General features: G+C 68.0%; 18 protein-coding genes, 1 tRNA gene and 1 pseudogene. 10 read left to right on the top strand and 10 right to left on the bottom strand.

Translation table 11 applies throughout. The annotated features are described in order from the left end of the window. Positions 1–119: 119 nt before the first annotated feature. The 6 genes from DPM12_RS19555 to DPM12_RS19535 form a co-directional block, all read right to left on the bottom strand. Complete coding sequence (locus DPM12_RS19555; protein ID WP_211659166.1) at positions 120–5,567, bottom strand: ATP-binding protein; 5,448 nt, start codon at positions 5,565–5,567, stop codon at positions 120–122. Positions 5,568–5,709: 142 nt separating this feature from the next. Continuing rightward, on the bottom strand, positions 5,710–6,213 hold the full coding sequence (locus tag DPM12_RS19550; RefSeq protein ID WP_158542962.1) for a nuclear transport factor 2 family protein: 504 nt from the start codon (positions 6,211–6,213) through the stop codon (positions 5,710–5,712). A gap of 25 nt (positions 6,214–6,238) precedes the next feature. Beyond that, positions 6,239–7,144 (bottom strand): alpha/beta hydrolase, encoded by a 906-nt coding sequence (locus DPM12_RS22955; protein ID WP_123788526.1) that lies wholly within the window; start codon positions 7,142–7,144, stop codon positions 6,239–6,241. Positions 7,145–7,243: 99 nt separating this feature from the next. Continuing rightward, positions 7,244–8,065: a helix-turn-helix domain-containing protein gene (locus DPM12_RS19545; protein WP_158542961.1), complete on the bottom strand. Its 822-nt coding sequence runs from the start codon at positions 8,063–8,065 to the stop codon at positions 7,244–7,246. A 128-nt stretch (positions 8,066–8,193) separates the two neighbouring features. After that, positions 8,194–10,332 carry a glycine betaine/L-proline ABC transporter substrate-binding protein ProX gene (proX, locus tag DPM12_RS19540; RefSeq protein ID WP_112260037.1) on the bottom strand — a complete coding sequence of 713 codons (2,139 nt, stop codon included), beginning with the start codon at positions 10,330–10,332 and terminating at the stop codon, positions 8,194–8,196. 69 nt (positions 10,333–10,401) lie between these two features. Further along, a complete protein-coding gene (locus DPM12_RS19535; RefSeq protein ID WP_112260036.1) occupies positions 10,402–11,304 on the bottom strand; it encodes an alpha/beta fold hydrolase in 903 nt (300 codons plus the stop codon). Between the two features lie 269 nt (positions 11,305–11,573). Here DPM12_RS19535 and DPM12_RS19530 point away from each other — a divergent pair, with 269 nt between their 5' ends. Beyond that, positions 11,574–12,038, top strand: coding sequence for a Rieske (2Fe-2S) protein (locus DPM12_RS19530; protein ID WP_112260035.1), 465 nt, complete (start codon positions 11,574–11,576; stop codon positions 12,036–12,038). A 107-nt stretch (positions 12,039–12,145) separates the two neighbouring features. On the opposite strand, the gene DPM12_RS19525 is transcribed toward DPM12_RS19530, so the two are convergent. After that, positions 12,146–13,093 carry a helix-turn-helix transcriptional regulator gene (locus DPM12_RS19525; RefSeq protein ID WP_112260034.1) on the bottom strand — a complete coding sequence of 316 codons (948 nt, stop codon included), beginning with the start codon at positions 13,091–13,093 and terminating at the stop codon, positions 12,146–12,148. 101 nt (positions 13,094–13,194) lie between these two features. Between DPM12_RS19525 and DPM12_RS19520 the strand changes: the two genes are divergently transcribed. Together DPM12_RS19520 and DPM12_RS19515 are read left to right on the top strand one after the other, a co-directional pair. Then, on the top strand, positions 13,195–13,611 hold the full coding sequence (locus DPM12_RS19520; protein ID WP_112260033.1) for a VOC family protein: 417 nt from the start codon (positions 13,195–13,197) through the stop codon (positions 13,609–13,611). Positions 13,612–13,785: 174 nt separating this feature from the next. Beyond that, on the top strand, positions 13,786–15,318 hold the full coding sequence (locus DPM12_RS19515; protein WP_112260032.1) for an alkaline phosphatase D family protein: 1,533 nt from the start codon (positions 13,786–13,788) through the stop codon (positions 15,316–15,318). A 185-nt stretch (positions 15,319–15,503) separates the two neighbouring features. Here DPM12_RS19515 and DPM12_RS19510 read toward each other — a convergent pair whose 3' ends face one another. Next, positions 15,504–16,103, bottom strand: coding sequence for a hypothetical protein (locus DPM12_RS19510; protein ID WP_112260031.1), 600 nt, complete (start codon positions 16,101–16,103; stop codon positions 15,504–15,506). Between the two features lie 725 nt (positions 16,104–16,828). Continuing rightward, positions 16,829–16,901: transfer RNA gene (locus DPM12_RS19505), tRNA-Asn, on the bottom strand. A gap of 267 nt (positions 16,902–17,168) precedes the next feature. Here DPM12_RS19505 and DPM12_RS19500 point away from each other — a divergent pair. The 7 genes from DPM12_RS19500 (at position 17,169) to DPM12_RS19470 (ending at position 25,581) form a co-directional block, all read left to right on the top strand. After that, positions 17,169–18,170: a Gfo/Idh/MocA family protein gene (locus tag DPM12_RS19500; protein WP_112260030.1), complete on the top strand. Its 1,002-nt coding sequence runs from the start codon at positions 17,169–17,171 to the stop codon at positions 18,168–18,170. Continuing rightward, a complete protein-coding gene (gene iolC / locus DPM12_RS19495; RefSeq protein WP_211659165.1) occupies positions 18,167–19,123 on the top strand; it encodes a 5-dehydro-2-deoxygluconokinase in 957 nt (318 codons plus the stop codon). Before DPM12_RS19500 ends, iolC begins: the two co-directional genes overlap by 4 nt. Then, positions 19,113–20,021 carry a Cgl0159 family (beta/alpha)8-fold protein gene (locus DPM12_RS19490; protein ID WP_112260029.1) on the top strand — a complete coding sequence of 303 codons (909 nt, stop codon included), beginning with the start codon at positions 19,113–19,115 and terminating at the stop codon, positions 20,019–20,021. Before iolC ends, DPM12_RS19490 begins: the two co-directional genes overlap by 11 nt. Before the next feature lie 67 nt (positions 20,022–20,088). Further along, complete coding sequence (gene iolB / locus DPM12_RS19485) at positions 20,089–21,012, top strand: 5-deoxy-glucuronate isomerase (protein WP_112260028.1); 924 nt, start codon at positions 20,089–20,091, stop codon at positions 21,010–21,012. A 73-nt stretch (positions 21,013–21,085) separates the two neighbouring features. Next, the gene (gene iolD / locus DPM12_RS19480) at positions 21,086–22,987 is read left to right on the top strand and encodes a 3D-(3,5/4)-trihydroxycyclohexane-1,2-dione acylhydrolase (decyclizing) (protein ID WP_112260027.1); all 1,902 of its coding nucleotides are present in this window, start codon (positions 21,086–21,088) and stop codon (positions 22,985–22,987) included. 102 nt (positions 22,988–23,089) lie between these two features. Then, positions 23,090–24,583, top strand: a complete 1,494-nt coding sequence (locus tag DPM12_RS19475; protein WP_112260063.1) for a CoA-acylating methylmalonate-semialdehyde dehydrogenase — start codon at positions 23,090–23,092, stop codon at positions 24,581–24,583. Positions 24,584–24,657: 74 nt separating this feature from the next. Continuing rightward, positions 24,658–25,581 (top strand): sugar phosphate isomerase/epimerase family protein, encoded by a 924-nt coding sequence (locus tag DPM12_RS19470; protein ID WP_112260026.1) that lies wholly within the window; start codon positions 24,658–24,660, stop codon positions 25,579–25,581. A gap of 59 nt (positions 25,582–25,640) precedes the next feature. Here the strand turns inward: DPM12_RS19470 and DPM12_RS23290 are convergent. Next, positions 25,641–25,959: pseudogene (locus tag DPM12_RS23290) on the bottom strand (hypothetical protein); the annotation flags it as partial.

Raw genomic sequence — 25,959 nt, 5'->3', positions numbered from 1 at the left:
ATGCTAGTAGGGGCCCAGAATCTCCGCTTCTCGATTCCTGACGGGTTGGCCACCCGGCGCGGCATCGGCGACGATCGGCTGGCCGGCGGTTTACATAGTGCTGGGAAGGAACGATGCCCTCACGTCCGGGTCAGTCCGCGTTCCACGGCCGCGATGATCTGCGGACGCAGTTCCTCGGGCCGGACGATCGCATCCACCGAACCGACTCGCTGTGCCCGTTCGATGGAGTGCACCTGGTCGAACTCGGTGGCGACCTCACCCAGCTTCTCCGCCCGCACCGACGCCCGAACGTCCGCCAGCCGGGTGACCAGGGAGGCGCGCTCGGCTCCGGAAGCCTCGGCGATGCGGTTCTCGAGCTCCACGACTCGCGGGTCGCTCGCGGTGCGCGCGTTGACGTCTCCGGCGAACACCACGGCTGCGGCCGGCGCACCACCCAGGACCGAGGCGTACGAGCCGTCGACCGCGAGCACTGTCATGTTCGGGTTGAGTGTCTTGGAGAACACCACGAAGGCGCCACCGTGGTAGCGGGAGATGACGCAGAACACGATGGGACCGTCGAAGTTGACGACGGCCCGGCCGATCTCGGCGCCGTACTCCAGTTGCAGCTTGCGCATCGACTCCGGCGAGCCGTCGAACCCGGACAGGTTGGCCAGCACCACCAGTGGCCGGTTGCCGCTCGCCGCGTTGATGGCACGGGCGGCCTTCTTCGACGAGCGCGGGAACAGCGTTCCAGCGGTGTAGGTGTCCGGGCCGTCCGTGGGCGGGAACCCGCGCCGGGGCACCGACCGCGACTCGATGCCCAGCAAGCACACCGGGCGCCCGCCCAGATGCACGTCCTGGACCACGGCGGTCTCGGCGTCGGCCATGCCCGCCCAGCGTTCCAGGATCGGGTGGTCCTGATCGGTCAGCGCGCGCATCACCGTGCGGATATCGAAAGGCTTCTTGCGGTCCGGATTGAGCTCCTCGGAGAAGATCTCCCCGACCGTGGTGAACTCGCTGTCCACGACGGCGTGCGGGTAGCTGGAGACGTCCCGGTCGACCGGGTCGGTGGTGCCGGCCTGACGCGGCTCGTTCTCGCCCGGCAGTACGTAGCTGTGATCGTAGTGCGACATCAGTACGCCGTGCGCGGCGCGCAGGTCCGGCGCCCAGTACTGGGCCTGGCCGTTGGGCCCCATCACCCGGTCGTAGCCGCCGATGCCGAAGTTGTCCTCGGCCGACACGCCGCCGGAGAAGTCCAGCGACTGCTTGCCGGTCAGCACCATCGCCGAGTCCGGCGTCATCACGAGGATGCCCTTGGTGTGCATGAGCATCGTGGCCTCGGCGTTCCAGTACGGCTGGGCACCGACGTTGATCCCGGCCACCACGACGTTGATCTCGCCACCGTGCTGGGTGAAGTGCACGATGCGGCGCAGCACGGCGGCGATCCAGTCCATGTTCTCGGTGCCCGAGTCCATCGCGATGCGCGCGCCCGCCGACAACGTGTACCACTCCACCGGTACCTGCATCCGCTCCGCGAGGTCGAGCGCGGCGATCACCCGGGCACATTCCGGTTCGGACAGCGCGCCCAGCGCCTTCGTCGGGTCACCGAGCAGCGCGAGCCGGGTCACTCCCTCGGGGTACCGTTCGGTCGGCGTGGTCGCGATCCCGACCACGATCCCGGCCGTGTTGAGCCCCTTCTCCCGTTCGACGGGGACCAGCGCACCGGAATCGTCGAGGTCGTACTCGGTGAACGAGCCGCCCGGTCCCGCGAGCACGTCGGTCAGTTCGTACGGGTAGACGGTGCCACGGCGCCGCGCCCGCAGCACTTTCTGGCCGTAGTCGTCGAGGGGTTGGATCGGCTCGGACGGCGGTTCGATGACCTCCAGCCGGACGCCGGTCGCGACGTCGTAGGAGATGCGCACGGCGATCGAGTGCAGCTGGCCGGTCGACGTGTCGCGCTGGCGGCCGAGAAAGAGCACCTCCTCGACACCGGCGCCGGCCGTGGTCGGCACGACGCGCTCGGCGACGGCTCGCAGGTCGTCGGGCGTGAGCTCGCTGGGAGGCCACACATAGAGGACGATCCGGTTGATGTCCAACCGCTTCTTCGCCGGGCGCTGTGCCTGTACCTTGCGGATAGCGTCGAAACACGCACCGAGCGCACCCTCCACCGCGGGCAGCGCGTGGATATGGCCATCGGCGTCACGCAGCGGTGTCAGGTCGCGAACCTGAGCCATCGCGATCAGCCGCTCGTCGGACGGGTTGGCTGGCGCGACGCAGCGCACCAGGTAGACGTCCTCGTCGGCGGAGGGCAGCCGGGTCAGGTCGAAATGCCGCAGCCGGTGCAGCTGCAACTGCCGCGCGATCATCGGGTGCAGGCCGCGGATCAGCCGATCCTCGGTCAGTCCCGCCGGTGACGGCACGAACGTGAAGTGGTGATGCAGCACGGCGCCGCTGGTGCCGGCTACCGTCGTGGTGATCCGGTGCAGGTTGGCCGGCAACGCGGCAGCGGTGAGCGCTGCATGCAGCTCGGCAGCCATGGCGTCGGCGTCGGCAGGCTGGTCGGCCCAGGTCAGGTAGACATCGGCGACGAGGGCGGCCGACTCCGGTTCCCCGGCGGCCGCTTGCGCAATGCTCGCCAGCGCGTGGTCCACCTCGGAGAAGTCGGCGACGGTCGCGAGCAGCCGTTGCTGCTCACCGTCGAGCTCGTAGCTGCCGGTGACGAGCGGCCGATCCTGGAGCGGTTCGCAGTGCACGCCGGACAACCCGTGGTCGCGGTAATAGCGGCGGCTCAGGACTTCGAGCAGCGGGCCCGAGTCGGCGCCCGGACGCGTGATGCGCTGGCCCAGCAGCCGCACCAGCGGCTCCGGGCTGGCGACCATGTCGGCGATGCGTTCGTCCCGGTCGGCCGCGTCCGGGTGCTGGTCGAGGTAGCGCAGGTGACTGCGGACCCGGGCGTAGACCTCGGCGCGGTTGCGGCGCAACAGCGGCTGGGCGAACCAGCGGAACACCAGGCTGCGCGCGAGATCGCCGATCACCGGGAAGCGCACCTGCGTCGCGACGATCAGCCGCTCCAGCGCCTGACCGACGACCTGCCGCAGATTGCCCGTCGGCGGCGCCTCGGTCAGCCACTGCTGCAACAGCGAGGTGATGACCGCGGCGTCGGTGCTGGCACGCTGTTGAGCGAGAAAGATGCGGAACACGGCCTCTTCCAGGGCGGGCGTGCGATCCAGGCTCTCGACCCCGTAATGGCTCAGTGCCCGGGTGAGCCGCGCCTGAAAGGTCTCGGACAGCCCGGCCCGTTCGGGGTCGAGGCTCTGCAGGTACGTGTGGAAGTGCTCGCGCGGGCTGCGCACTCGCGTCTCGGCCTTCGTTCCCTCACCTTCCGGCTTGTTGCGGGTCAGCTCGGACAGGTCGGCGAAGACCTCCAGCAGCCCGACCTCGGCCTCCAACGGCCGCTCCGGCAGTTCTGCTCGTGCGGCGAGGTAGCCCGCCAACGTCCGGTCGTCGTCCCGCGGGTCGACGTCGAAGCCGAGCAGCATGCTGCGCAGGTCCGCTAGCCCTCGCTGCACCTGAAGGTCGGCGGAGAGTCCGTACGGCTCGGCCGGCAGATCCAGGTCGGCCGAGCCGGCCTCGGACGACGCCGCGGCGTCGGCATCACCCAGGGGTTCGAGACGCACCAGCGGCGCGCCGGTCCCGACCTGGCTGCCGACAGAAACCAGGCGCTCGCGCAGGACCGCGCGAAACGGCGCCCGCAGCACCGTCTCCATCTTCATGCTCTCCAGCACCAGCACCGGAGCGCCGGCCTCCACCTCGTCCCCGAGCTCGATGGGCGTGGCCACCACCAGTGCAGGCGCCGGGGAACGCACGACACCGCCTTCGTCCCGGCTGATCCGATGCGTGACGCCGTTGACCTCGACCAGGTGGATCGGGCCGTGGGTGCCGATGACCAGCCGGAACCGGTGCCCGTCGAGTTGAATCTGCCCCGTGTGCTCATCGAACCGTTCCAGAACGGCGTCTACCGTCCGCACGTCGTCGCCGGTGATGAACCCGACCCGATAGCGTCCGGGCCCGGTTTCGGCGACGGTGAGCCGGTAGCCCGCACCACGCAGCTTGAGGTCAATCGGGCTCCCGCTCTCGTGCTGCACCTGAGGGCGTCCGCCATGTGCGGTGGATAGCAGCCGCTGCAGCTCGGCCTGCTTCTCGTCGCGGTAGACCTCGATCGCCGCCGTGGCCAGGGCGACGCCGGAGTGCTGCTGGGACACCAGCCGGCCCGCGGCTCGCGCGCGATCGATCCACGCGGTGTCGGCGCTCCCGTCGAGCACTTCGGGCTCGCCGAGCAGGTCGAGCACGAAGCTCTTGTTGGTGGTGCCGCCCTCGATGACGACGGCCGTCTCCCGCATCGCGCGGCGCAGCCGGGACAGCGCCTCGTCGCGGGTGCGTCCATAGGCGATGATCTTGGCGATCATCGAGTCGAACTCGGCCGGGATCTCGTCGCCCTCGCTGACCCCGGTGTCGACGCGGACGCCCGGACCGGCGGGCAGCTCCAGCAGCGCGATGTGCCCCGGGGCGGGCGCGAAGTCGCGGTCGGCGTCCTCGGCGTTGAGCCGTGCTTCGATGGCATGGCCCAGCTCAGCGGGCTGCGGGCCGGTCAGCGTCCCTCCCGCCGCCACGTGCAGCTGGGCCTTGACCAGGTCCATGCCGGTGGTGGCCTCGGTGATGGGGTGCTCCACCTGCAGCCGGGTGTTCACCTCCAGGAAGGCGAACAACTCATCCTTCGGGTGGTAGAGGAACTCCACGGTGCCCGCGCCCCGGTAGCCGACGGCGAGCGCGAGCCGCTCGGCGGCCGCCTTGAGCTCGTCGGCCTGCTCTGGAGCGAGCACCGGCGAGGACGACTCCTCGATGATTTTCTGGTTGCGGCGCTGGATCGAGCAGTCCCGCACGCCCAGTGCCCAGGCCGTGCCCTGGCCGTCGGCAATCACCTGGACCTCCACATGCCGGGCACCCGTGACCAGGCGCTCCAGGAAGACCAGGCCGCTGCCGAACGCGCGCTCGGCCTCTTGGCTGGTGCGCTCGTAGGCCTCGGTGAGCTCCTCAGGGCCGTGGACGACGCGGATGCCCCGGCCACCGCCACCTGCGGTGGCCTTGAGCATCAGCGGATATCCGATCTGCTCGGCGACGTGCAACGCGGTGTCGACGTCCTCGAGCGGGCCGCGGCTCCACGGCGCGACCGGCACGCCGACCTCCTCGGCGATCAGCTTGGCGCCGATCTTGTCTCCGAGTTTGCGCATCGCCTCGGGGTCCGGGCCGATGAACGTCACGCCCAGCTTCTCGCACAGCTCGGCGAACGCCGGATCCTCGGCGACGAAGCCCCAGCCGACCCACGCGGCATCGGCCCCGCTCCCGATCAGCGCGTTTTCCAGTACAGCGAGGTCGATATAGGGGTGCGCCGAGGCCGGGCCGAGGTAATACGTCAGGTCCGCTTCCCGCACGAAGGTGGCCGTGGCGTCGGCGTCGGTATAGAGGGCTACCGTCTCGATGTACGGCCCGCCCTCCGCGTTGAGCTCACCGACGGCGTGGATGAGCCGCATCGCGGCCTCTCCTCGGTTGACGATCGCGACACGACGGAACACCAAGACGAGCCCTCACAAGGTCGACGACTACACGAAACGCGGCCTTTGCCCGCCTGTATAGCATCTCGCTTACTCGCCGGTAATGGGGTCGTTGGCGTCCTCAAGTCCCGGGGCGCGATTTTCGTGGGAATCCCCCAAATGCGGCACCGTCGGCCAGGCGCTTGCGAGCGATCTCCACCACGCTGCGGTCTCCCTCCTCGTATGCGAGCCGCAGGGTGATGCCGCTGACCTTCCACCCGTGCGCGTCGCGGACGAGGTTCATCTGGTATCGGCCGGCGACGGTCCACGTGCGAGGCGTATCGCCGTCGCTGAGGTGATGGTAGGCGCGGACGTTCGCCGTGCACCTCGCATGCTGCTCGTCGGCCTCGGCCAGCACGACCGGACCGAGGAGATGCTGGGTCACGTCGAATCCCGGTAGCAACCCCTGCCAGCTCTCGACGAGCGTGCCGGAGGGCATCGTCGCGGCGTCTCCGCCCCACAGGGAGCTGTAGTCGACGGTCACCTCCCGCGCGAGCAAGGCGCGGGCGGTGTCCCAATCGCGATCGTCGACCGCGTGCAGCATGGCGGTGATCGTCGTGGTCACGTCGGCACTGGATGTCGTCATCCCGGTCGTCCCCTCAATCCTGCCGTCAGTCCTGCAATGCCTTCGAGAAGTGCCGGTCGAGAGCATCGACCGTGAAGTCCATCTGAGCCGGCTGGTCGTAGAAGTCGATCTGGCCGCCGTCACCCCACGCCACATCGACCGGCCCGCGCAGGCTGTGGCGAATCCGCTCCACGTTCTCCGGGAAGACGCAGCCGTCGGAATGGACGAACAGCGACGGCACCGACACCGAGCTGGCCGCTGCCAGTCCGTCGAAGGTGAGCCACGGGATCCAGCTCATCTCGGCCATCTCGTTCGGCCATTCCGGAACGCGCCCGCGGTTCGGGTCGGCGTAGTAGTCCAGCTCCAGGGGCATGCCGGCCCGGTCGTTTCCCGGGTCATACGCGGGAACGGTCACGATCTCCCCGCCCTGGAGAAACCGATCGGTCGCCTCCTGGCCGCGTTGCATGCGCAGGATCACGCCATCCATACCGCCATAGAACGGTGCCACCGATCCGGTGTCGTGGAACCATCCGGCGACGCTGGCGTAGGCGGCGATCGGTGCTCCCTGTGCGATAGCGGCCAGCGCGTACTGCGCGCTGGCGCACACGCCGACGTGGCCGAGCCGTCCCGGCTGTACGAACGACAGGGTGGAGGCGAATCGGGCTGCGGCCTCGATGTCCGCGATCTTTCGGTCCGGAAGTTCCGCATGCCGCGGCTTGCCACTGCTGGAGCCCCATCCGGTGAAGTCGAACGTGATGGACGTGTAGCCACGACGGGCCAGGGCGGCGGCGTACCCGTCGGCCATCTGCTCCTTCACGGTCAGCCACGAACCGGTGACCAGGACAGCTGGTTGGCGCTCGGTGACGTTCCCGGCTTGCCGATGTACTCGCCCCGCGATCGGGTGCCCGCCGCTGGTGAACACGACGGGAAACGTGGTGATCTCCGTTGTCATGTGTCTCGCCCTTTCGCTGGCGCCTCTGGTGTTCGCCCGAACGAGATCGAGGCTGGCACGGAAGTTTGCCCGGCGGAGGGTCGAATCTTGCTGTTTTCGTCAGCGCGGGCGCAGGTCGGACGGGGCGAATCCGGTGTAGCGGCGAAAGAGCCGCCGGAAATGGTTGATGTTGGAAAAGCCCACCATGTGCGCGATGTCCAGCACGCTGTGACGGGTCGCCAGTAGCAGGATTTTCGCGCGTTCCATGCGTCGCATGGTGACGAACTCGTGGGGAGCCAGCCCCGTGGAGTTCTTGAAGGCGCGCGCGAAGTGGTACACGCTCAGAGCTGCCTGCGCCGCGAGCTCGTCGAGGGTGAGCGGCTCGGCCAGGCGGTCGTCCACGAACGCGGCGAGCCGGTCCACCAGCGTGCGATCGAGCCGGCCGCTGCGGGTCGTGCGGCGTGCGCGGGGCAGGCAGTAGTGCTCGGCCAGGTGATGGACGAGACGCTGGGTCAGCGTGCTGGCGTGCATGGGTTCCAGGTCGCCGTCGTCGTGCAGGTGGCTGCGCCTGACGAGGGATGCCAGACCGAGCACGGTGGCATCGCGCACGGCGATGGCGGGATCGAGATCGACCAGGGCCGTCGCGCCGGGATCGACGGCATCGCGCACGAGGTCGAGATCGGGGTAGATCTCGAGGGCCTCGGTGTGCTCGCTGACGTCGGCCCAGAGCGCTTGCTGCGTCCCCGTGGCGAAGACGGCTCCGGAGGGCACGGAGAGGTATCGCGCTCGGCCGTCCAGCTCGAACTCAAGCTGATCATGGCTACTGAACGAGACACCGATCTGGAACGGCTTCGTGACGGTCACGCTGTCATCGGGTGGCAGCCAGTTGTACTCGGATCGCATCCCCGGCCAGCGCCGTATGGAGGTATGTGGCTGGTCCACCCGCATACCTGGACAACGCAGGGCACGAATCCGCACATTCCCCGTCCTCCTTGTCCCGCTGATCATGAACACTAAGCGACCTCATAGGTCGCTTAGTGTTCATGATCAGCGGGACAAGGAGGACGGGGTCAGGGGGAGGTGCCGAACCAGCGTTCGTAGAGCGTCTCGTACACGCCGTTTTCCACGAGTTCGAGCAGGGCGACGTCGATGTATGCGTTGAGGTCCCCGTCGAGGGCGGTTCCCAGGCCGTAGCTGAACTCCTGGAACACCGGCCCGACGGCCCGAACATCACCCGCGCCGGCGCGCGCGGCGTAATGGCGCACGGCGGGTGCGTCGAAGACCACCGCGTCGACCTCGTCGTCCCGGAGCGCCTGGGCGGCTTCGTCGAGATCGTCGAACAGCACCGGGCCGACGCCGAGGGTGGCCAGATACTCCGCGCCCGGCGTCTCGGCAACCGTCGCGATCCGATGGCCTGCCAGATCTTCCGGGCCGGTGATGTCTCCGTGGATCTCGTCGACAGCCATCGTGCTGGTGATGCTGGCGGTGAAGTAGGCCAGCAGGAAATAGCCGGCGAGGATCCACCCGACGGCGAACACGCGCCCGGCGTTGCGGCTCGGCGTGTTGTTCCCCGCCCCGAACGGGGTGACCGCCACCACGCCCCACCAGATGGCCTCGGCGATGCCGCGTGGATAGCTGGCCGGGATGTCCGGATTCCGATTCCGTTCGAGCAGCCAGATGACGTGGCCGACGGCCAGGAGAATGATCCCGAAGATCACGACGAACCAGCCGATCCAGATCGTCAAGTCGCTGGTGGCGATCCGGGCCAGGGTGGAAACGATGCCGGTGTCCTCGTCGTTCCTGACCATGATCTGCAATCCGGAACGCAAGGTGGGTTGCGACAGTGCCAGATCGTTGGCCACGGCGGAGTTGATGTCCAGGCCGCCCAGCGCCACATCGGCGGCGCCGCGCTGCACGTCGTCGATCTGTTTGGCGAGGCTGTTGACCTGCTCGATCTCGTAGTCCACGCCGAGGCGCCGCGCCACATGCTCCCACAGTTCGACACTGAAACCCGTGTACTCCCCGCCGTCGTAGACGACGAACGGTGAGAGGCTGCGCGTGACGACGGTCAGGGTGTTCGCGTCGGGGGTGCCTCCCGGGCTCCAGGGGGTCGCGCCGGAGGTGTCCCCGTCGTCGTCGCGTTCCCGCTCCGGATCGGCGGTGTCGAGCCATTCCGTCACCGCACCGTGATTGGCGCTGATCCACTCGCGCGCGTGGCGGCGAATGTCGTCGGGCGTGCCCTCGCCGTCACGCATTCGCGCGTTCTGATCGGAAATCTCTTCCAGGGGTATCTCGACGGCCTCCAGGAGGCGCCGGATGGGCGGGTTCGCGTCGAGGAAATCGCTGTTCGCGACGGCGCGGATGTCGTTAGGTGACCATCCGAGCCGGCACGGGTCGCTCACGCAGCCGGGCACGTCGTCGATGGTGGTGTCCTGCGCACCAGTGGAACCGGAGGACCTCACGTCAATCCAGGCGACGTCCTCGCCGGGCACGAGCTGTCCCACCGTCCAGTTCGGGGTCCAGGTATAGAACAGGACGGGCTCACCGTTCTCGTGACGCTCGACGACGTCCTCGATCAGCGGTGCGTAGTCGCCCTGGACATGGTTGACCGTATCCCGCAGGTCCAGCTCGTTGAGATGCTCCTCGATGCCGGCCTCGCAGCCCCACCCGACCGAGCAGCCGACGAGGTCGGCCTTGCCGTCGCCACTGGTGTCGAACCGGGCCGCCAGTTCGGGGTCGGCGAGATCCGCGAGTGACGTCACGCCGTGCTCGTCGACGCTGTCCAGATCGACCAGGTATCCCTGGAGTGCCCCGCTGTCCACCTGGGTTCCCACGACGTCGAGCCGATCGCCGACGCCGAGCTCGTCGATGATCGACTCGTGCAGCGGGAACCAGCCGTTCACCCACAGGTCAACCTCACCCGCTGCCGCATCCCGGTAGAAATCCTCGTTCTCCATGGTGGTGATGGGCTCGACGGTGTAGCCGAGTTCCTCGATCAGCTGCCGGTACACCTCGGCCTGGAACCAGCCGGTGTCCCAGGTGGCGCGGGCGAGACGCACGGTGTCGCCGGTGGAGTTCTCACCGGCGGATTCGTCCTGGTCAGCGGGCTGGCCGCCGGCAGCAGCGGGCATGGCCACCGCGAGCGCGATCGTGACCGCGGAGGCCACGCGAGCGGGGGCGAGGCGTACCTGGCGGCGACACCGTCCCATCCGGAGAGTCTCGGCCGGGCCGCAGCATGCGTCAATCTGGGCCGGCCGGCTGGCTGTCGCGGCTGCCGATCACGAAGATCGTGGGCCGCCATGTCGCGCATGCCGAGGCGCCCCTTGCGACGTGTGCCGCGCGATGGCAGGCACCACGACGTCCCATAGATCTGGCGGCGGCACCTCGTGTCCCATCCCTTCCAGCGCTACGAGCGTGGCGCCCGGAATGTCGGCGGCCAGCGCCTCACCGTGGCCAAACGGAAACAGGGGATCATCCGTGCCGTGCATGACCAGAGTTGGCACGTCGATGTCGGCGAGCCGGAACGTCGTGGACGCGCCGGATTCGATGAGCAACCAGTGATTCGCCATGCTTGCCCTGATGTCGCGCGTGCGCTCGACCAGGGTACTCGCCACGCGGCGCACCCGTTCCTCGTCGAATCCGAGCGAGCCAGCGAAGTTGCGCTCCCCGGCGACGATGTAGTCCACGACGGCGTCGGGGTCGTCCCAGGCGGGTTCGGGCGGCGGGTTCTCGAACGTCGCGGCGAGCCGGGCGTCCACCGGCGGCAACGGCCTCTGATCTGCGCGTGTTCCGGCGGGAGAGGTCGCTATCAACGTCAGGGTGAGTACCCGGTCAGGGTGCTGCACCGCCAGCTCTTGAACGATACCGCCACCGGCGGACACCCCGACGATGTGGGCGTGAGCAATGTCCAACGCCTCAAGGACACGGATCGCGTCGTTCGTGAGGTCACCGGATGAGTACGACGGTTCGCCCACCGGCGAGGCCTCGGACCGGCCGGTGTCTCGATGGTCGTACCTGATGACGAAGCGATCTTGTTCGGCAAGCCGCTCACAGAACCTGGAATCCCACCAGTCCATCGAAGCGGCCAGGCCGGAGATCAACAGGACCGCAGGGTCCGTGTCGTCGCCGAACGTCTCCACGCACAGCTCGACGCCGGTGACCGTCACCAATTGCTCTGCCATGTGGATGTAGACCTGATGGGAACGCGGAACTCATCGTGCACGTTCCGTTCCTGTTTTCCGGACCGTGATGCCGAGATGCTCGGTAGCCCCAGTAGCTCGCCGCCGGCGGGTATCGGGATCCGTGCAATCCACGAGGGCTGCGGCATCGTACAGAGATCATGGATGACAGCAGAGACAGCGGCGGCACGGAGGGAACGGCCAGGATGGCGAGCGCGTCGAGCCATCGAGGGTCGGGCCATCGAGTTGAGGTAGGCCGCAGGACCGCGCTGATGGCCATGGGCACCGTGGGATTCGGTGGACTGGTGGCCGCGTGTGGCGACGACGAGCCGGCGGACGAGCCCGGTGGCGCGGCGAGCCCGGACAACGCCACCGGCGACGCAAGCCCCACTGACGAGGGCGACACCACTCCGGAGGACGGAGCCGGGGAGACGGAGACGTCGGACAGTGCGGAGGCGCTGGCGAGCGTCGACGATGTGCCGGTCGGCGGCGGTGTCATCCTCGAGGGGCCCGAGATCGTCGTGACGCAGCCGGAGGAAGGCGAGTTCGTGGCCTTCAGCAACGTCTGCACCCATCGAGGATGTGCGGTGGACGAGGCGGCCGATGGGCTGATCACCTGCCCGTGTCACGGCAGCCAGTTCTCGGCGGTCGATGGCTCGGTGGAGCAGGGCCCCGCCGAGCAGGCCCTGGAGGAGATCAGCATCGTGGTGGAGGGCGATCAGATCCGCCGCGCGTGACGGGCCGGGTTGCCCGGGCTGCGCTCGCTGTTCACCTCGGGGATCCTCCGGCGAGCCGTCGCCGTGCTCGTGATGCCGTCTCCGTCTGAGCTTGCCGGCGTTGTTAGTCACGTGCGGTGCCGATAGCGGCTGGCGAGTTCGGCCCCGATACGGCCCAGTTCGGCTTGCACGGATGCTGGTTCGACGACGTCGATCATGCCGCCCCAGCCGGCGAGTTTACGGGCAATGTCCAATGGGGTCGGTGCGGCGAGACGGATCCTGGCGCGCCCGTCGATTTCGCCGTCGGAGTGACAGTGTCGCCCGAAGTGATCGCGCAGTACCGGCACGAACCTGGGTTCGATGAGCACGGTTGCCCAGGTGCGAGATCTGCGTTGCTCCACCTCGTCGACGGTCTCGTGCCAGGCGGCGGCAAGGGTGAAGCCGTCGGGACGCTCGGCGGGTTGATCGATCTGCTGGGCCTCGACGATCCGGTCGACGCGGAAGGTGCGTCGCCCGTGTTCGGTTCCGGCGATGAGGTACCAGATGTCGTCCTTGTCGACCAGACCCCACGGATCGATGCGGCGCTCGCTGCGTTCTCCGGTGCTGTTGGTGTAGGTGAGGTGGACCTTTCGCCGCTGTACCACGGCTGACTGCAGCAGGTCGACCAGTTGCGGTCGCTCGCGGCCGCGCTCGCCCCAGCGGGTGGGGTCGATCATGGTGGCGCTGGCGGCGGCCTCGGCGTCGGCCCGGAAGGTCTGCGGCAGCGCTCGCACGAGTTTGCGCAAGGCCGCCTTGGCCTCGTCCGAGACGGCCGCGGCCGGGCCGACGAGCAGGAACAGGGCCTGTGCCTCGGTGGCTGACAGGCCGCTGAGGTCGGTGCGCGCGCCGCCGATCAGGGACCATCCGCCGCCGCGCCCGCGCTGCGGGTACACCGGAATGCCGGCCGTGGACAGCGCCTCCAGATCGCGGCGCGCGGTGGAGACGGACACTTCGAGCTCGTCCGCGAGCTCGGCAGCGGTCACCCGCCCACGCGCCTGCATGAGCAAGACGGCCGCGACGAGCCGGTCAGCACGCACGCATCGAAGTCTTCCAGAAAAGTGCTCAGTTGGTGAGCACTTCACGCGGAATGATGGGCGTCATCCCGGGCGGAACCGCCGCCACGACGAGAGGAAGAACGATGCTTCGAGGATTCGCCACGATCAGCTATTGGGCCGACGACGTGACGGTGGCCGCACGCTGGTACGCCGAGCTGCTGGGTGCCGAGCCGTATTTCGTCCGCCCGGAAGAGGGACCGCCCGCCTATGTCGAGTTCCGCATCGGCGATTACCAGGACGAGCTGGGCATCATCGACCGGCGTTACGCACCCGAGGACGCGGCGAGCGGTCCGGGCGGGGTCGTCATGTACTGGCACGTCGACGACGTGCCTGCCGCGTTCGAACGGCTGCTGTCGATGGGTGCGACGGAATACCAGCCGATCATCCACCGCGAGGCGGGCTGGATCACCGCGTCCGTGCTCGACCCGTTCGGGAACGTCCTCGGTCTGATCTACAACCCGCACTATCTGGAGATCCTCGGGTTACAGACGAGCGAGTGACGCGAACACCGTCAACGGACGTCGCCGGCGTCGAGGGTGGTCCAGAGCGGTTGGCCGTTCTTCGTCAGCTTCGGGTTGAACGCCGGCCCACGGGCGGCCGTTTCGGCGTCACCGGGCCGACATCTCGGCTCCCTAGCGTGTGCGACAACTCGCAGACGTTGGGAGGAGCCCACCATGAGCCAGCAACTCGGACGTCGACGTTTCCTCCAGCTCGGCGGCGCGACCGCCGCCACGGTGCTCGCCCCGGCGGCCGGGGCATGGGCCGCGCCGGCCGGTGGGCGCCTCCCAGATGGCCTGTTCAGCCTCGGGGTGGCATCCGGGGACCCGCTGCCCGAGCGCGTGGTGATCTGGACGCGCCTGGCGCCCGAGCCGCTGGCGCTGGACGGCTCGGGCGGCATGCCCTCGCGGGACGTGCCGGTGCAGTGGGAAGTCGCCCACGACGAGCGGTTCTCCCGGGTCGTGCGGCGGGGCGTCACGCGAGCCACGCCGCACGACGCGCACTCGGTGCATATCGACGTGCCCGGTTTGGACCCGGCGCGATGGTATTTCTACCGGTTCCGGGTGCAGCGCGAGATCAGCCCGGTTGGCCGGATGCGCACCGCGCCCGGGCACGGCCAGATGCCCAACGTGTGGAGGTTTGCCATCGCCAGCTGCCAGAATTACCCGGCGGGCTACTACACCTCCTACCAGAACATGCTCGACGAGGACCTGGACATCGTCTTCCACCTCGGCGACTACATGTACGAGGGCGGGGCGCAGGGCAGCCTGGGACGGGGGCACGTGCCGTCCGAAGAGGTCAGGGACCTCGCCGGGTACCGGGTGCGGCTGGCCCAGTACAAGTCGGACGAAGATCTTCGGGCGATGCACGCCGCCGCACCGTTCGCGATGACGTTCGACGATCACGAGATGGAGAACAACTGGACAGCCGACGATGCCGATCCGGACGTGCCGCCCGAGGAGTTTGCCCGGCGCAAGGCCGCCGCGTTCAAGGCGTACTGGGAGCACATGCCCCTGCGTGAGGCGCAGCGCCCGTCGGGGTCGCACATCCAGATGTACCGGAGGCTGCACTGGGGCGATCTCGCCACCATCAACCTGCTGGACACCCGGCAATACCGCAGCGACCAGGTGGACGATCCGGAGGCCGACTCGCCCGAGGCATGGGACCCGGAGCGGAAGATGCTCGGTGACGAGCAGATGCGATGGCTGCTCGACGAGCTCGCCACATCCAGCGCCCGGTGGAACGTGCTGGCCCAGCAGGTCCCGTTCTTCGAGGACGCCGACGTCGGCCTGGAGAGCGACAAGTGGGACGGCTACCGGGTGGCGCGCCAGCGCATTCTCGACGAGCTGGCCACCGGGCGGGCACGCAACCCGCTGGTCCTCTCCGGGGATATCCACGCTAACCGCGCGGCCAACATCAAGGCCGATTTCCAGGATCCCGAGTCGGCCACCGTGGGCGGCGAGTTCACCGGCACGTCCATCAGCAGCGGCGGGGACACCGACCAGAGCGCGGATATGGATCCGGATCCGGACAATCCGCATATCCGGCTGAAGGGCAGCGGGCGGGGCTATGTCGCCTTCCGGGTTTCGGCGCGGGAATGCCAGGGTGACTTCCGCCTGGTCGACACCGTCGAGGAGACGACCTCTAGTGTGCGCACTGCCGCATCGTTCGTCATGGAGGATGGTCAGCCTGGCCTCACGCCTGCCTAGCGTGGAGTTCTGGCCGGGGCCGTGCGGGACAGCGGTCGTGATAGCGGCCGATTCGTCACACACAACGTGCCCAAACTCCACTCGATCACTGACCAGCACGGCGGATCGATGCGGTGGCCGGGTGGCGTGGTGTCGAACAACGAGTCAATCGTTGAATCGTGCCGACGCCGGCTCTCGCTGAAGAGTCATGCCCGGCTTGGATGCCAGGCCGGTAGCAGTTCGGGGTCGCGCGGGTAGAGCTCGTGGTCGCGGCGTACCAGGTCGACTTCGTTGGGGCCCCATAAGACAAATGGTGGGTTGGAGAAGTCGTAGCTTGGGACGATCGTGCCGTCGCGATTTAGCTTGATCTGAATGTTGTACCAGGCGCCGTGTCCGTGTGGCTCATACATTGATCGCCGCAGCTCCACACACGCGGCAGCAAGATCTGGCTCAACGTCTGGAAAGAAGAACCGCACGGCGTACGAGGCGTCATCGCTGTCTTGCACCTTCACGATTGCAGTCGCCCGGACATCATCCGCTGCGACCGCCATCTCGAGAATCGCGGTCTCCCAGCGCTCCGGCAGCTGAGCCAGCAACGCGTACCCTATTCTCGACAAGGCATCATCCGTCTCACGAGGCCGCTCATCCAGGTTCAACTGAGGGAGCGGATTGCCGTACTCGTCGGTCGTGGCCGATTCGGCATCCTGCGCAGGCCCAAGCAGCGACCTGCGAATCTCCTGGACCAGGTCCGCCTCGCTGAAGCGCCGTCCGTCAGGGAACTCGATTGAGCCGCCCTCGTCGCTCATTTATCGACCATACCTCGAATCCACTCGTGGCGTCGTCACTGTCGAATCGCTACAACGTTGAGTCATGTGAACGCCATGTCCGGAACAGATTTCTCGTGAATAGGCAGATAACCGTCAGAGTGGTGATGACAAAATTCTGGCCCCTTGTGAATGTCAGTGCGCGAATGGCACGGTCCGAAGGGTGTGGCACGAGCCACTCGTGGAGACGCCTCAACGAGCGTACGCGGCTTTTCCTGTCTCGCCGCCAATCCTGATGGCGAGCATGTCACCTCAAAAGGGGGATCCATCATGCGCCGACTTCGGTCTGTCCTTACGCTGGCACTTGGCGCTGTACTACTCCTCGCACCGGGAGCGTCAGTCCTTCCACACGCGGCGCCGCCAGGCGGAGCGACTCACGTTGGGGATCACGTCGAGCCACTCTCGCTCTACGATTGCCAGGAGACTCTGCGCTTGCATGGCTACGACGTGACACCGACGCGGACCGCAGCCTGTGCCTCCGCCATAGGGGGCAGTGGAACCGAGGTCGCGGCGTGCGCCGCATGGCTCAGATTAACCGGAGTGAGGGCGATGAGCTCGCTGGCGGCATGTTCTGCGGCCGCGAGCTAGCCCGCCCCTGTCATGCTGCGTGCCGCGCGTAACGCTCCATTGCTGTAAACGTTGCTGTCGACGGCGAAAATCGACCTATAAACCCGGAACCTGCTACTAAAAGTGCAGGTCAGATGGGGCTCCCGCAGCTGGACTCGAACCAGCAACCCTCTGATTAACAGTCAGATGCTCTGCCAATTGAGCTATGCGGGACCGGGCAGCACATACAACGTGCCAACCGAAGCTAAAGATTACCAGGAACCGCCCGCGCATTCCCAATCGGTTGGCCCGCGACCCCGATCGGTCGGCGCGCGCTGAACCCGGTAGCGTGAGGTCGACGATATGACGTAAGAATGTCAGGACAAATCTTGACGTTCGCATCGGTTCGGAGCAGACTCGCCATCGTGGGACCCCATCGTCGGTACGGGCATCGCGGGCGGGAATCCTCTGGGCACGGTTTCAACACACGGGAGCGGCAACATGCGGATCGGGTTCGTCGGGGTCGGGCGTATCGGAGCTTCTCATGCGGACGTGGTCCGGCAGCATCCAGATGTCACCGACGTCGTCATCGCCGATGCTGATCCGCAGCGTGCGGCCAAGGTCGCGACCGATCTGGGAGTGCGGTCAGTGGAGCGTACCGAGGACGCCTACGACGGTGCCGACGCCGTCGTGATCGCTGCCGCCACCTCGGCGCATGCCGATCTCATCACCGCTGCCGCCCGCGCCGGGTTGCCGTTCTTCTGCGAGAAGCCGGTCGCGCCGGACGTCGCGGGCACCGTCCAGGTCCTCGGTGAAGTGGAGCGTTCCGGTGTGGCTCACCAGATCGGCTTCATGCGCCGGTTTGATGCCGGGTACACGGCGGCGCGCGAGGCCGTCCGGGCGGGCTCGCTCGGAGAGCTGCGCAGGGTGCACATGGTCACAGCAGATGCGGAGCCGCCACCGGCGGGCTACGTGCCCTACTCTGGAGGTATCTTCCGCGATTGCCACGTGCACGACTTCGACATCTTGCGCTGGGTGACCGGGCGTGAGGTCACCGAGGTGTACGCGACGGGCGCCAATCGTGGTGCCGCGTACTTCTCCGACGCCGGCGACGTCGACGAGTCGGCCGCGTTGCTCACGCTCGACGACGGCACGATCGTCACCGCCCAGGGCTCCCGGTACAACGGTGGCGGCTACGACGTGCGGATGGAGGTCGCCGGGACCGCGGCCACCTACGCCGTCGGGTTGAACGAGCAGTCCGCCCTGATCTCCGCGGAACCGGGCGTCGACTTTCCCACGGATCCTCCATTTCGGGAATTCTGGTCGCGATTCCTTCCGGCGTACCGGGCAGAGATCAACGCTTTCATCAACGTGGCGAAGGGCGAGCTGGCCAGCCCGTGCACCGTCGCCGATGCGCTGGAGAGCTTCTACGTGGCCGAGGCGTCCACGCGGTCGCGGCTCGAACATCGCCCGGTACGGATCGAGGAGGTGCGCGCCGCGTGACCCCGTCTTTCGAGATCGTGACGATGGGTCGGATCAGCGTCGACGTCTACCCGTTGCAGGTGGGCGTCGGGTTGGAACAGGTGGAGAGCTTCGGCAAGTACCTCGGGGGAAGCTCGACGAACGTGGCCGTGGCCGCGGCACGGCATGGCCGGCGGGCCGCGACGATCAGCCGCACCGGTGACGATCCGTTCGGCCGGTTCCTCCACGCCGAGCTGCAAGGTTTCGGCGTTGACGACCGGATGGTCACTTCCGTGCCGGGACTTCAGACACCGGTGACATTCTGCGAGATCTTCCCGCCGGATGATTTCCCCCTTTACTTCTACGGCCGCACGCCCGCGCCGGACATGCAGATCGAACGGGACGAGCTCGACTTCGACGCGATTCGCGCCGCCGACGTGTTCTGGGTGACCGTCACCGGCCTGTCGGAGGAGCCCAGCCGCAGCGCGACGCTCGCCGCGTTGGAGGCGCGGGGTGGTCGCGGCATCACCGTGGTGGATCTCGACTACCGGCCGATGTTCTGGGATTCGCCGGAAGCGGCGCGGGAGCAGATCCAGCGGGCCTTGCCGTACGCGACCGTAGCCGTCGGCAATCTCGACGAGTGCCGCACCGCCGTGGGTGCCGACGAGCCTGGCGCCGCAGCACGCGCCCTGCACGACGCGGGCCTGCGCACGGCGGTCGTCAAACAGGGGCCGAAGGGCGTGCTCGCCTCGGACGAGACCGGAGTCTACGAGGTCCCGCCGACGCCGGTAGACGTCGTGAACGGGCTCGGTGCCGGTGACGCGTTCGGTGGTGGCCTGTGTCACGGCCTGTTGAGCGGGTGGAACTTGGAACGCACCGTACGGTTCGCGAACGTCGCCGGTGCGATTGTCGCGTCGCGGCTGGCGTGCTCGAGCGCCATGCCGACCACCGCCGAGGTCGAGGCCGTGCTGGAGGGGAGCGCCGATGTCGGCTGAACGCGCGCGACTGGGGGAAACGCGGATCGACGGCATCGTGCGGGCCAGGACGACGCGGCCGGAGGCGGTGGCCGAGGCCGCCGCCCGGCGCGTGCAGCCGGACGGCATGCTCGGCTCGACTGGCAAGATGATGGTGATCGCCGCCGATCATCCGGCGCGTGGCTCGCTCCGGGCGGGTTCCGACCCGCTGGCCATGGCCGATCGCGCGGATCTGCTCGAACGGTTGATGATCGCGCTGGAGCGCCCGGGCGTCAACGGCGTGCTCGGGACTGCCGACGTCCTGGAAGACCTGCTCCTGCTCGGGGCGCTCGACGGGAAGGTCGTCGTCGGCTCTATGAATCGCGCGGGCCTCGCCGGTAGCGTGTTCGAGATCGACGACCGTTTCACCGGGTACGACGCGGCGGCGATCGAGGACATGGGTTTCGAGATGGGCAAGATGCTCCTGCGTATCGATCCCGAGGATCCGGCGACGCCAGCCACGCTGCAAGCCTGTGCCCGGGCCGTGTCGGAGCTCGCGGCGCGGCGGCGCATCGCGATGGTGGAGCCGTTCATCTCGTACCGGACAGATGGCCGGGTCCGCAACGATCTGTCGACCGAGGCGGTGCTGCGGTCGGTGGCGGTGGCCGCCGGACTCGGCACCACCTCCGCGTATACGTGGCTCAAGCTTCCCGTCGTCGACGACGATCCCGACGGAATGGAGCGCGTGCTCGCGGCTTCCACCTTGCCCGCGGTCCTCCTCGGTGGCGAGGTTCCGGAGGATCCGGACGCGGCGTTCCGGCAGTGGGAGAAGGTGCTGCGGCTGCCGACGGCGATGGGCCTGGTGGTCGGGCGGACGCTGCTGTATCCGCCGGACGGGGACGTGGCCGGGGCGGTCGATACGGCGGTGAATCTGCTGTGAGCGTGAGATCAGGAACGGTAGAGGCAGTCGAGACGGTAGAGGCAGTCGAGCGAGGAACGGCGACGTGATGAGCGGCGAGGCGAAGCGCGACGAGTACTATCTCCCGGCGGGCAGGGCAGCCGGCGAACCGTATGTGCTGGAGACGACCCCGGCGACGGATGCGCCGCTGAGCTGGTCGTCATTGCGGGTCGTTGAACTCGGACCGGATGAGGAGCACCGGTTCGCGACCGGCGACGAGGAAATGTTCGTCCTCCCGCTGTCCGGTTCGTGCCGTGTCGTCTGCGATGGCGAGGAGTTCACGGTGCGGGGCCGGGAGAACGTCTTCAACCAGGTTTCCGACTCGGTCTACGTCCCGCGCGATGCGGACGTGCAGATCATCTCCACGGTTTCTGGCGGGCGCGGGCGCTTCGCGTTGCCCGGTGCGGCGTGCCGCAATCGGTGGCCGGCGCGTTATCGCCCGGCCGACGACGTGCCCGTCGAGGTGCGCGGGGCCGGCAACTCGACCCGGCAGGTGAACAACTTCGGCGCGGCACACGCGTTCGAGGCGGACCGGCTCATCGCCGTGGAGGTCCTCACCCCGGCGGGCAACTGGTCGTCGTATCCGGCGCACAAGCACGACGAGGATCGCCCCGGCGAGGAGGCGGTGCTGGAGGAGATCTACTACTTCGAGATCTCCGACGGTCCCGGCGAGGGCGGCGTGCCGAGCCGGGGGACGACGCGGCGGCGCGGCTTCGGTTTCCACCGCGTGTACGGGACGCCGGAACGCCCGATCGAGGTGCTGGAAGAGGTGCGCACCGGTGACGTCGTGTTGATTCCGCACGGGTGGCACGGGCCGTCGGTGGCCGCGCCCGGATACCACATGTACTACCTGAACGTGATGGCCGGTCCCGGCGCGAAGCGGGAGTGGCTGATTTGCGACGACCCCGAGCACGCGTGGGTGCGCGGGGAGTGGGAGGCGCAGGATCCCGACCCCCGCCTCCCCTTCACATGATCATGAACACTAGCCGTCCTATGAGGCGAGTTAGTGCACATGATCAGGGGATCGGGTGCGAGAGGAGAGAGTCGTGAGTGAAACGGAACGGCTGACCGTCGGGCAGGCGACCGTGCGGTTCCTCGCCCAGCAGTACGCCGAGCGCGACGGGACCGAGCACAAGTTCTTCGACGGCTGTTTCGGCATCTTCGGCCACGGCAATGTCGCCGGGATCGGGCAGGCGCTGCTTGAGGCCGAGGTCGACGATCCCGGCGCGCTCACGTACTGGCAGGCCCGCAACGAGCAGGGCATGGTGCACGCCTCGGTCGCGTTCGCCCGGATGCGCAACCGGCTGGCCACCATGGCCTGCACCGCGTCGATCGGTCCCGGATCCACCAACATGGTCACCGGGGCCGCGCTGGCCACCATCAACCGGCTGCCCGTCCTGCTGCTTCCCGGAGACGTGTTCGCCACCCGCGTCGCCAATCCTGTGTTGCAGGAGCTGGAGGATTCCGCCGGATACGACATCTCGGTCAACGACGCGCTCCGCCCCGTCTCGGCGTTCTTCGACCGGGTGTGGCGCGCCGAACAGCTGCCCTCGGCGTTGATGGGCGCGATGCGGGTGCTCACCGATCCGGCGCAGACCGGTGCCGCCACCATCGCCTTGCCGCAGGACGTGCAGGCCGAAGCCTACGACTGGCCCGTGGAGCTGTTCCGCCGGCGGGTGTGGCACGTACCGCGGCCGGTACCCGAGCCGGCCGCGCTGGACCGGGCCGTCGAGGCGATTCGTGGGGCCGAGCGGCCCATGATCGTCGCCGGTGGCGGTGTCATCTACAGCGAGGCGACGGCAGCGCTGCGCGAGTTCTGCGAGGCGAGGGGCATCCCGGTGGGGGAGACACAGGCCGGCAAGGGATCGCTGCCCTACGATCACCCGCTGGCGCTGGGAGCCGTCGGCGCAACCGGGACGACGGCAGCTAACCGGATCGCCCGCGACGCCGACGTCGTCGTCGGTATCGGCACTCGCTACAGCGACTTCACCACCGCGTCGCGGACGGCGTTCCAGCACCCCGACGTGCGGTTCGTCAACATCAACGTCGCCGGGTTCGACGGCGCCAAGCACGCGGGGATTCCCGTCGTCGCGGATGCGCGTGCGGCGCTCGCTGCCCTCACCGAGGCGTTGGCGGGATACGACACCGGTGCCGAGTATCGCGAGGAAGCCCGGGCGCTGGCGGCAGAATGGGATGACCTCGTCGAGGCGGCCTACCACCGCGGCCACGTCCCGTTGCCCGCACAGTCGGAAGTCATCGGGGCGGTGAACGAGACCTGCCAGCCGCACGACGTCGTCCTCTGTGCCGCCGGCTCCATGCCTGGTGATCTGCACAAGCTGTGGCGGTCCCGGGACCCGAAGGGATACCACGTGGAGTACGGGTACTCGTGCATGGGCTACGAGATCGCCGGTGGTCTGGGCGTCAAGCTGGCGGTGTCGGGACAGGAGCCCGAGCGTGACGTCGTCGTCATGGTGGGTGACGGGTCGTACCTGATGATGGCCCAGGAGCTAGTGACCGCGGTGCAAGAAGGCGTGAAGATCATCGTGGTGCTGGTGCAGAATCACGGCTTCCAGTCCATCGGTGGGCTCTCCGAGCAGGTAGGTGCCCAGCGGTTCGGCACCAGCTACCGTTACCGAGACCCGGAGACGGGCGCGCTCGACGGCGAGACACTGCCGGTCGATCTCGCGGCGAACGCCGCCAGCCTCGGCGCGCACGTGCTGCGCGCGGACGGGGTAGACGAGCTGCGGTCGGCGTTGCGCGCGGCCAAGGACGCGACGCAGGCGAACGGTCCGGTCCTGATCCACGTCGACACCGATCCCATGGTGCCGGCGCCGGGCAGCGAGTCCTGGTGGGACGTCCCGGTAGCGGAAACCGCCGAGCTCGAAACCACACGTGATGCGCGCAAGGTCTACGAAGCACACAAGGCGTTCCAGCGCCCGTACCTGTGAGCCGAGGACGCGACGACGAGCGGGTCGCAGTGCCCGGCGGCGAGGCTCGGCGACAAGGCGAGATCGACGAAGCGAGATCGAAGATCAAGGGATGTGAGCAGCGTGCGTACCATCGAACACTGGATCGGAGGGCGCCGGTCGGCCGCGTCGTCGAGCCGTACTGGCCCGGTCTGGAATCCGGCGACGGGGGAGCAGCAGGCCGAGGTGCTGCTGGCCGAACCCGACGACGTCGGCACGGCCGTCAGCGTGGCTCGCGAAGCGTTCGAGTCGTGGTCACAGGTATCGCTGAGCAAGCGGGCGAAGATCCTGTTCAAGTTCCGCGAGCTGGTCGACGCACGCTCGCGTGAACTCGCCGAGATCATCGCCGACGAGCACGGCAAGGTCGTCTCCGACGCGCTCGGGGAGGTGCAGCGAGGCCAGGAGGTCATCGAGTTCGCCTGCGGCATCCCCCACCTGCTCAAGGGCGAGTACTCCGACCAGGTCTCGACGGGCGTGGACATGTTCAGCTTCCGCGAGCCGCTCGGCGTCGTCGCCGGCATCACGCCGTTCAACTTCCCGGTGATGGTGCCGATGTGGATGCATCCCATCGCGATCGCGTGTGGCAACACGTTCGTCCTGAAACCGAGCGAGCGCGACCCGTCGGCGTCGATGCTGGTGGCCGAACTCTGGGCCGAGGCGGGCTTGCCCGACGGCGTGTTCAACGTCGTGCACGGCGACAAGTCGGCCGTCGACGCGGTTCTCGATCACCCGGAGATCTCGGCCGTGTCCTTCGTGGGGTCCACCCCGATTGCCCGCTACATTCACCAGCGTGCCAGCGCCAACGGCAAGCGGGTGCAGGCGCTCGGCGGGGCGAAGAACCACGCGATCGTCATGCCCGATGCCGACGTCGATTTCGCCTCGGACCACATGGTGGCCGCGGCGTTCGGCTCGGCAGGCGAGCGGTGCATGGCGATCTCGGCGGCGGTGACCGTGGGTGACGCCGGCGACGGCCTGGTAGACGCGGTGACGGCCAAGGCGGAGAAGGTCCGTGTCGGGCCGGGCCGTGACCCGGCGAGCGAGATGGGACCGGTGATCACCGCGCAGGCACGCGACCGGATCGTCGGGCTGATCGAGTCCGGTGCCGAGCAGGGCGCGCGGCTGACCGTTGACGGTCGCGAATATGCGGTGGACGGCTACGACGGCGGGTTCTGGGTCGGCCCGACGGTCATCGATCGGGTGACGCCGCAGATGGATGTCTACCAGGAAGAGATCTTCGGGCCCGTCCTGTCGGTAGTGCGGGTCGACTCCGTCGACGACGCCATCGCGCTGATCAACGCCAACCCGTACGGAAACGGCACGGCGATCTTCACGTCCAGCGGCGAGGCGGCGCGACGGTTCCAGCGTGGTGTCCAGGTGGGCATGGTCGGCATCAACGTGCCCATTCCCGTGCCCATGGCCTACTACTCGTTCGGCGGGTGGAAAGAGTCGCTCTACGGCGACAAGCACGTCCACGGCCCCGAAGGGATCTCGTTCTACACCCGGGCCAAGGTGGTGACGTCCCGCTGGCCGCACGTCGAGCAACCCGTCGGGGCGAGCTACCACTTCCCGACGTCCTGACCGCCGGGTCCGCGACCCGGCCCGCCCATACGGGACCATCCAAACCGCTTCACCATGCCGGAGGTATCACGGTGATGATCAACGGAATCGCGAACGCTCCGGTCAGCTTCGGGATCTTCGAGCTGACCACCGACCAGGATTTTCCCGAGCCGGAGGCGATACTGGCGCCGTTGCGCGATTCCGGCTACGACGGGATCGACCTGGGTCCGGCCGGCTGGCTGGGGCGCGGCGAGCAGCTGCAGGACAGGCTGCGGGAATACGGGATGGCGCTGGCGGGCGGCTGGGTCGATATGCCCTTCACCGCCCCGGACGCGGAATTCGAAACGGCACTGAGCGGACTGGACGACGTGCTGGAGATCTTCACCGCGGCTGCCGCGGTCGCGCCGGAACGGCCACCGCTTCCGACCCTCGCGGACCAGGGCTCCGAGACCAGGCGTGCCACCCCCGGTGGGGCTCCGGAAGTCATGCTCGACAGCGCCGGCTGGGAGCGGCTCGCCGCGAATGTGGGGCGGGCTGCCGAGCGAGTGCGTGCGGCCGGCCTGGAGCCGACGTTTCACCACCACGCGTGCACGTACGTGGAGACCCCGGAAGAGATCGACGAGTTTCTCGCGCGCTCCGATGTCGATCTGACGCTGGATACCGGGCACCTGATCATCGGCGGGGGAGACCCGGTAGCGGCGTGGCAACGCTGGAGGGACAGGATCAACCACCTGCACGTCAAGGACGTCCGTACCGAGGTAGTCACCGGCGTATTGCGGGAACGAGCAGGTATGCGGGCCGTGTGGGAGCGGCGTGCCTTCGTGCCGCTCGGTGCCGGTGATCTCGACGTGCCGACGTTCATGGACACCGTCATGGCAGATGGGTTCGACGGGTGGCTCGTCGTCGAGCAGGATGTGGCGCCGTCGCCGTCCGACCCGCCGAATCGGGCGTTCGACGATCAGCGGGGCAACCGGGAGGCCCTGCGCCCCTGGCTCCCCACCACCCCCCTCTCCCGCTGATCATGAACACTAAGCGACCTATGTGGTCGCTTAGTGTTCATGATCAGCGGGAGAGGGGGTCAGGTGTCATTGGGGGATTCGCTGGTTTCGATGCAGGGTGATGTGGCTCGGATGCTGAGGCGTCCATCGTCACGTTCCAAGACGCGTACATGGAAGCCCTCGAATTCTGCGGTGAGAGCGCGGGCGAGGTGGCGGTCGCGGACGTCTTCGGTGATTTCGTAGTTTTGGTCGGTCCAGTAGGTGTGTAGGGTGTCGAAGATTTGCTGGTTCTTGTCGGTGGGGATGTCATCGAGCCAGTAGCGTCGTTCGACCTGGTAGAGGCCGGTGTCGCGGCCGTGGCTGTCGGCACACGGGATGTCGAGGCGGCGTCGTGGTTTC

The sequence above is a fragment of the Phytoactinopolyspora halophila genome, assembly GCF_003287285.1.
GTDB classification, from domain to species: domain Bacteria; phylum Actinomycetota; class Actinomycetes; order Jiangellales; family Jiangellaceae; genus Phytoactinopolyspora_A; species Phytoactinopolyspora_A halophila.
Note: the sequence above shows the minus strand (reverse complement) of the source record. Positions and strands in the feature narration are given on the sequence as shown.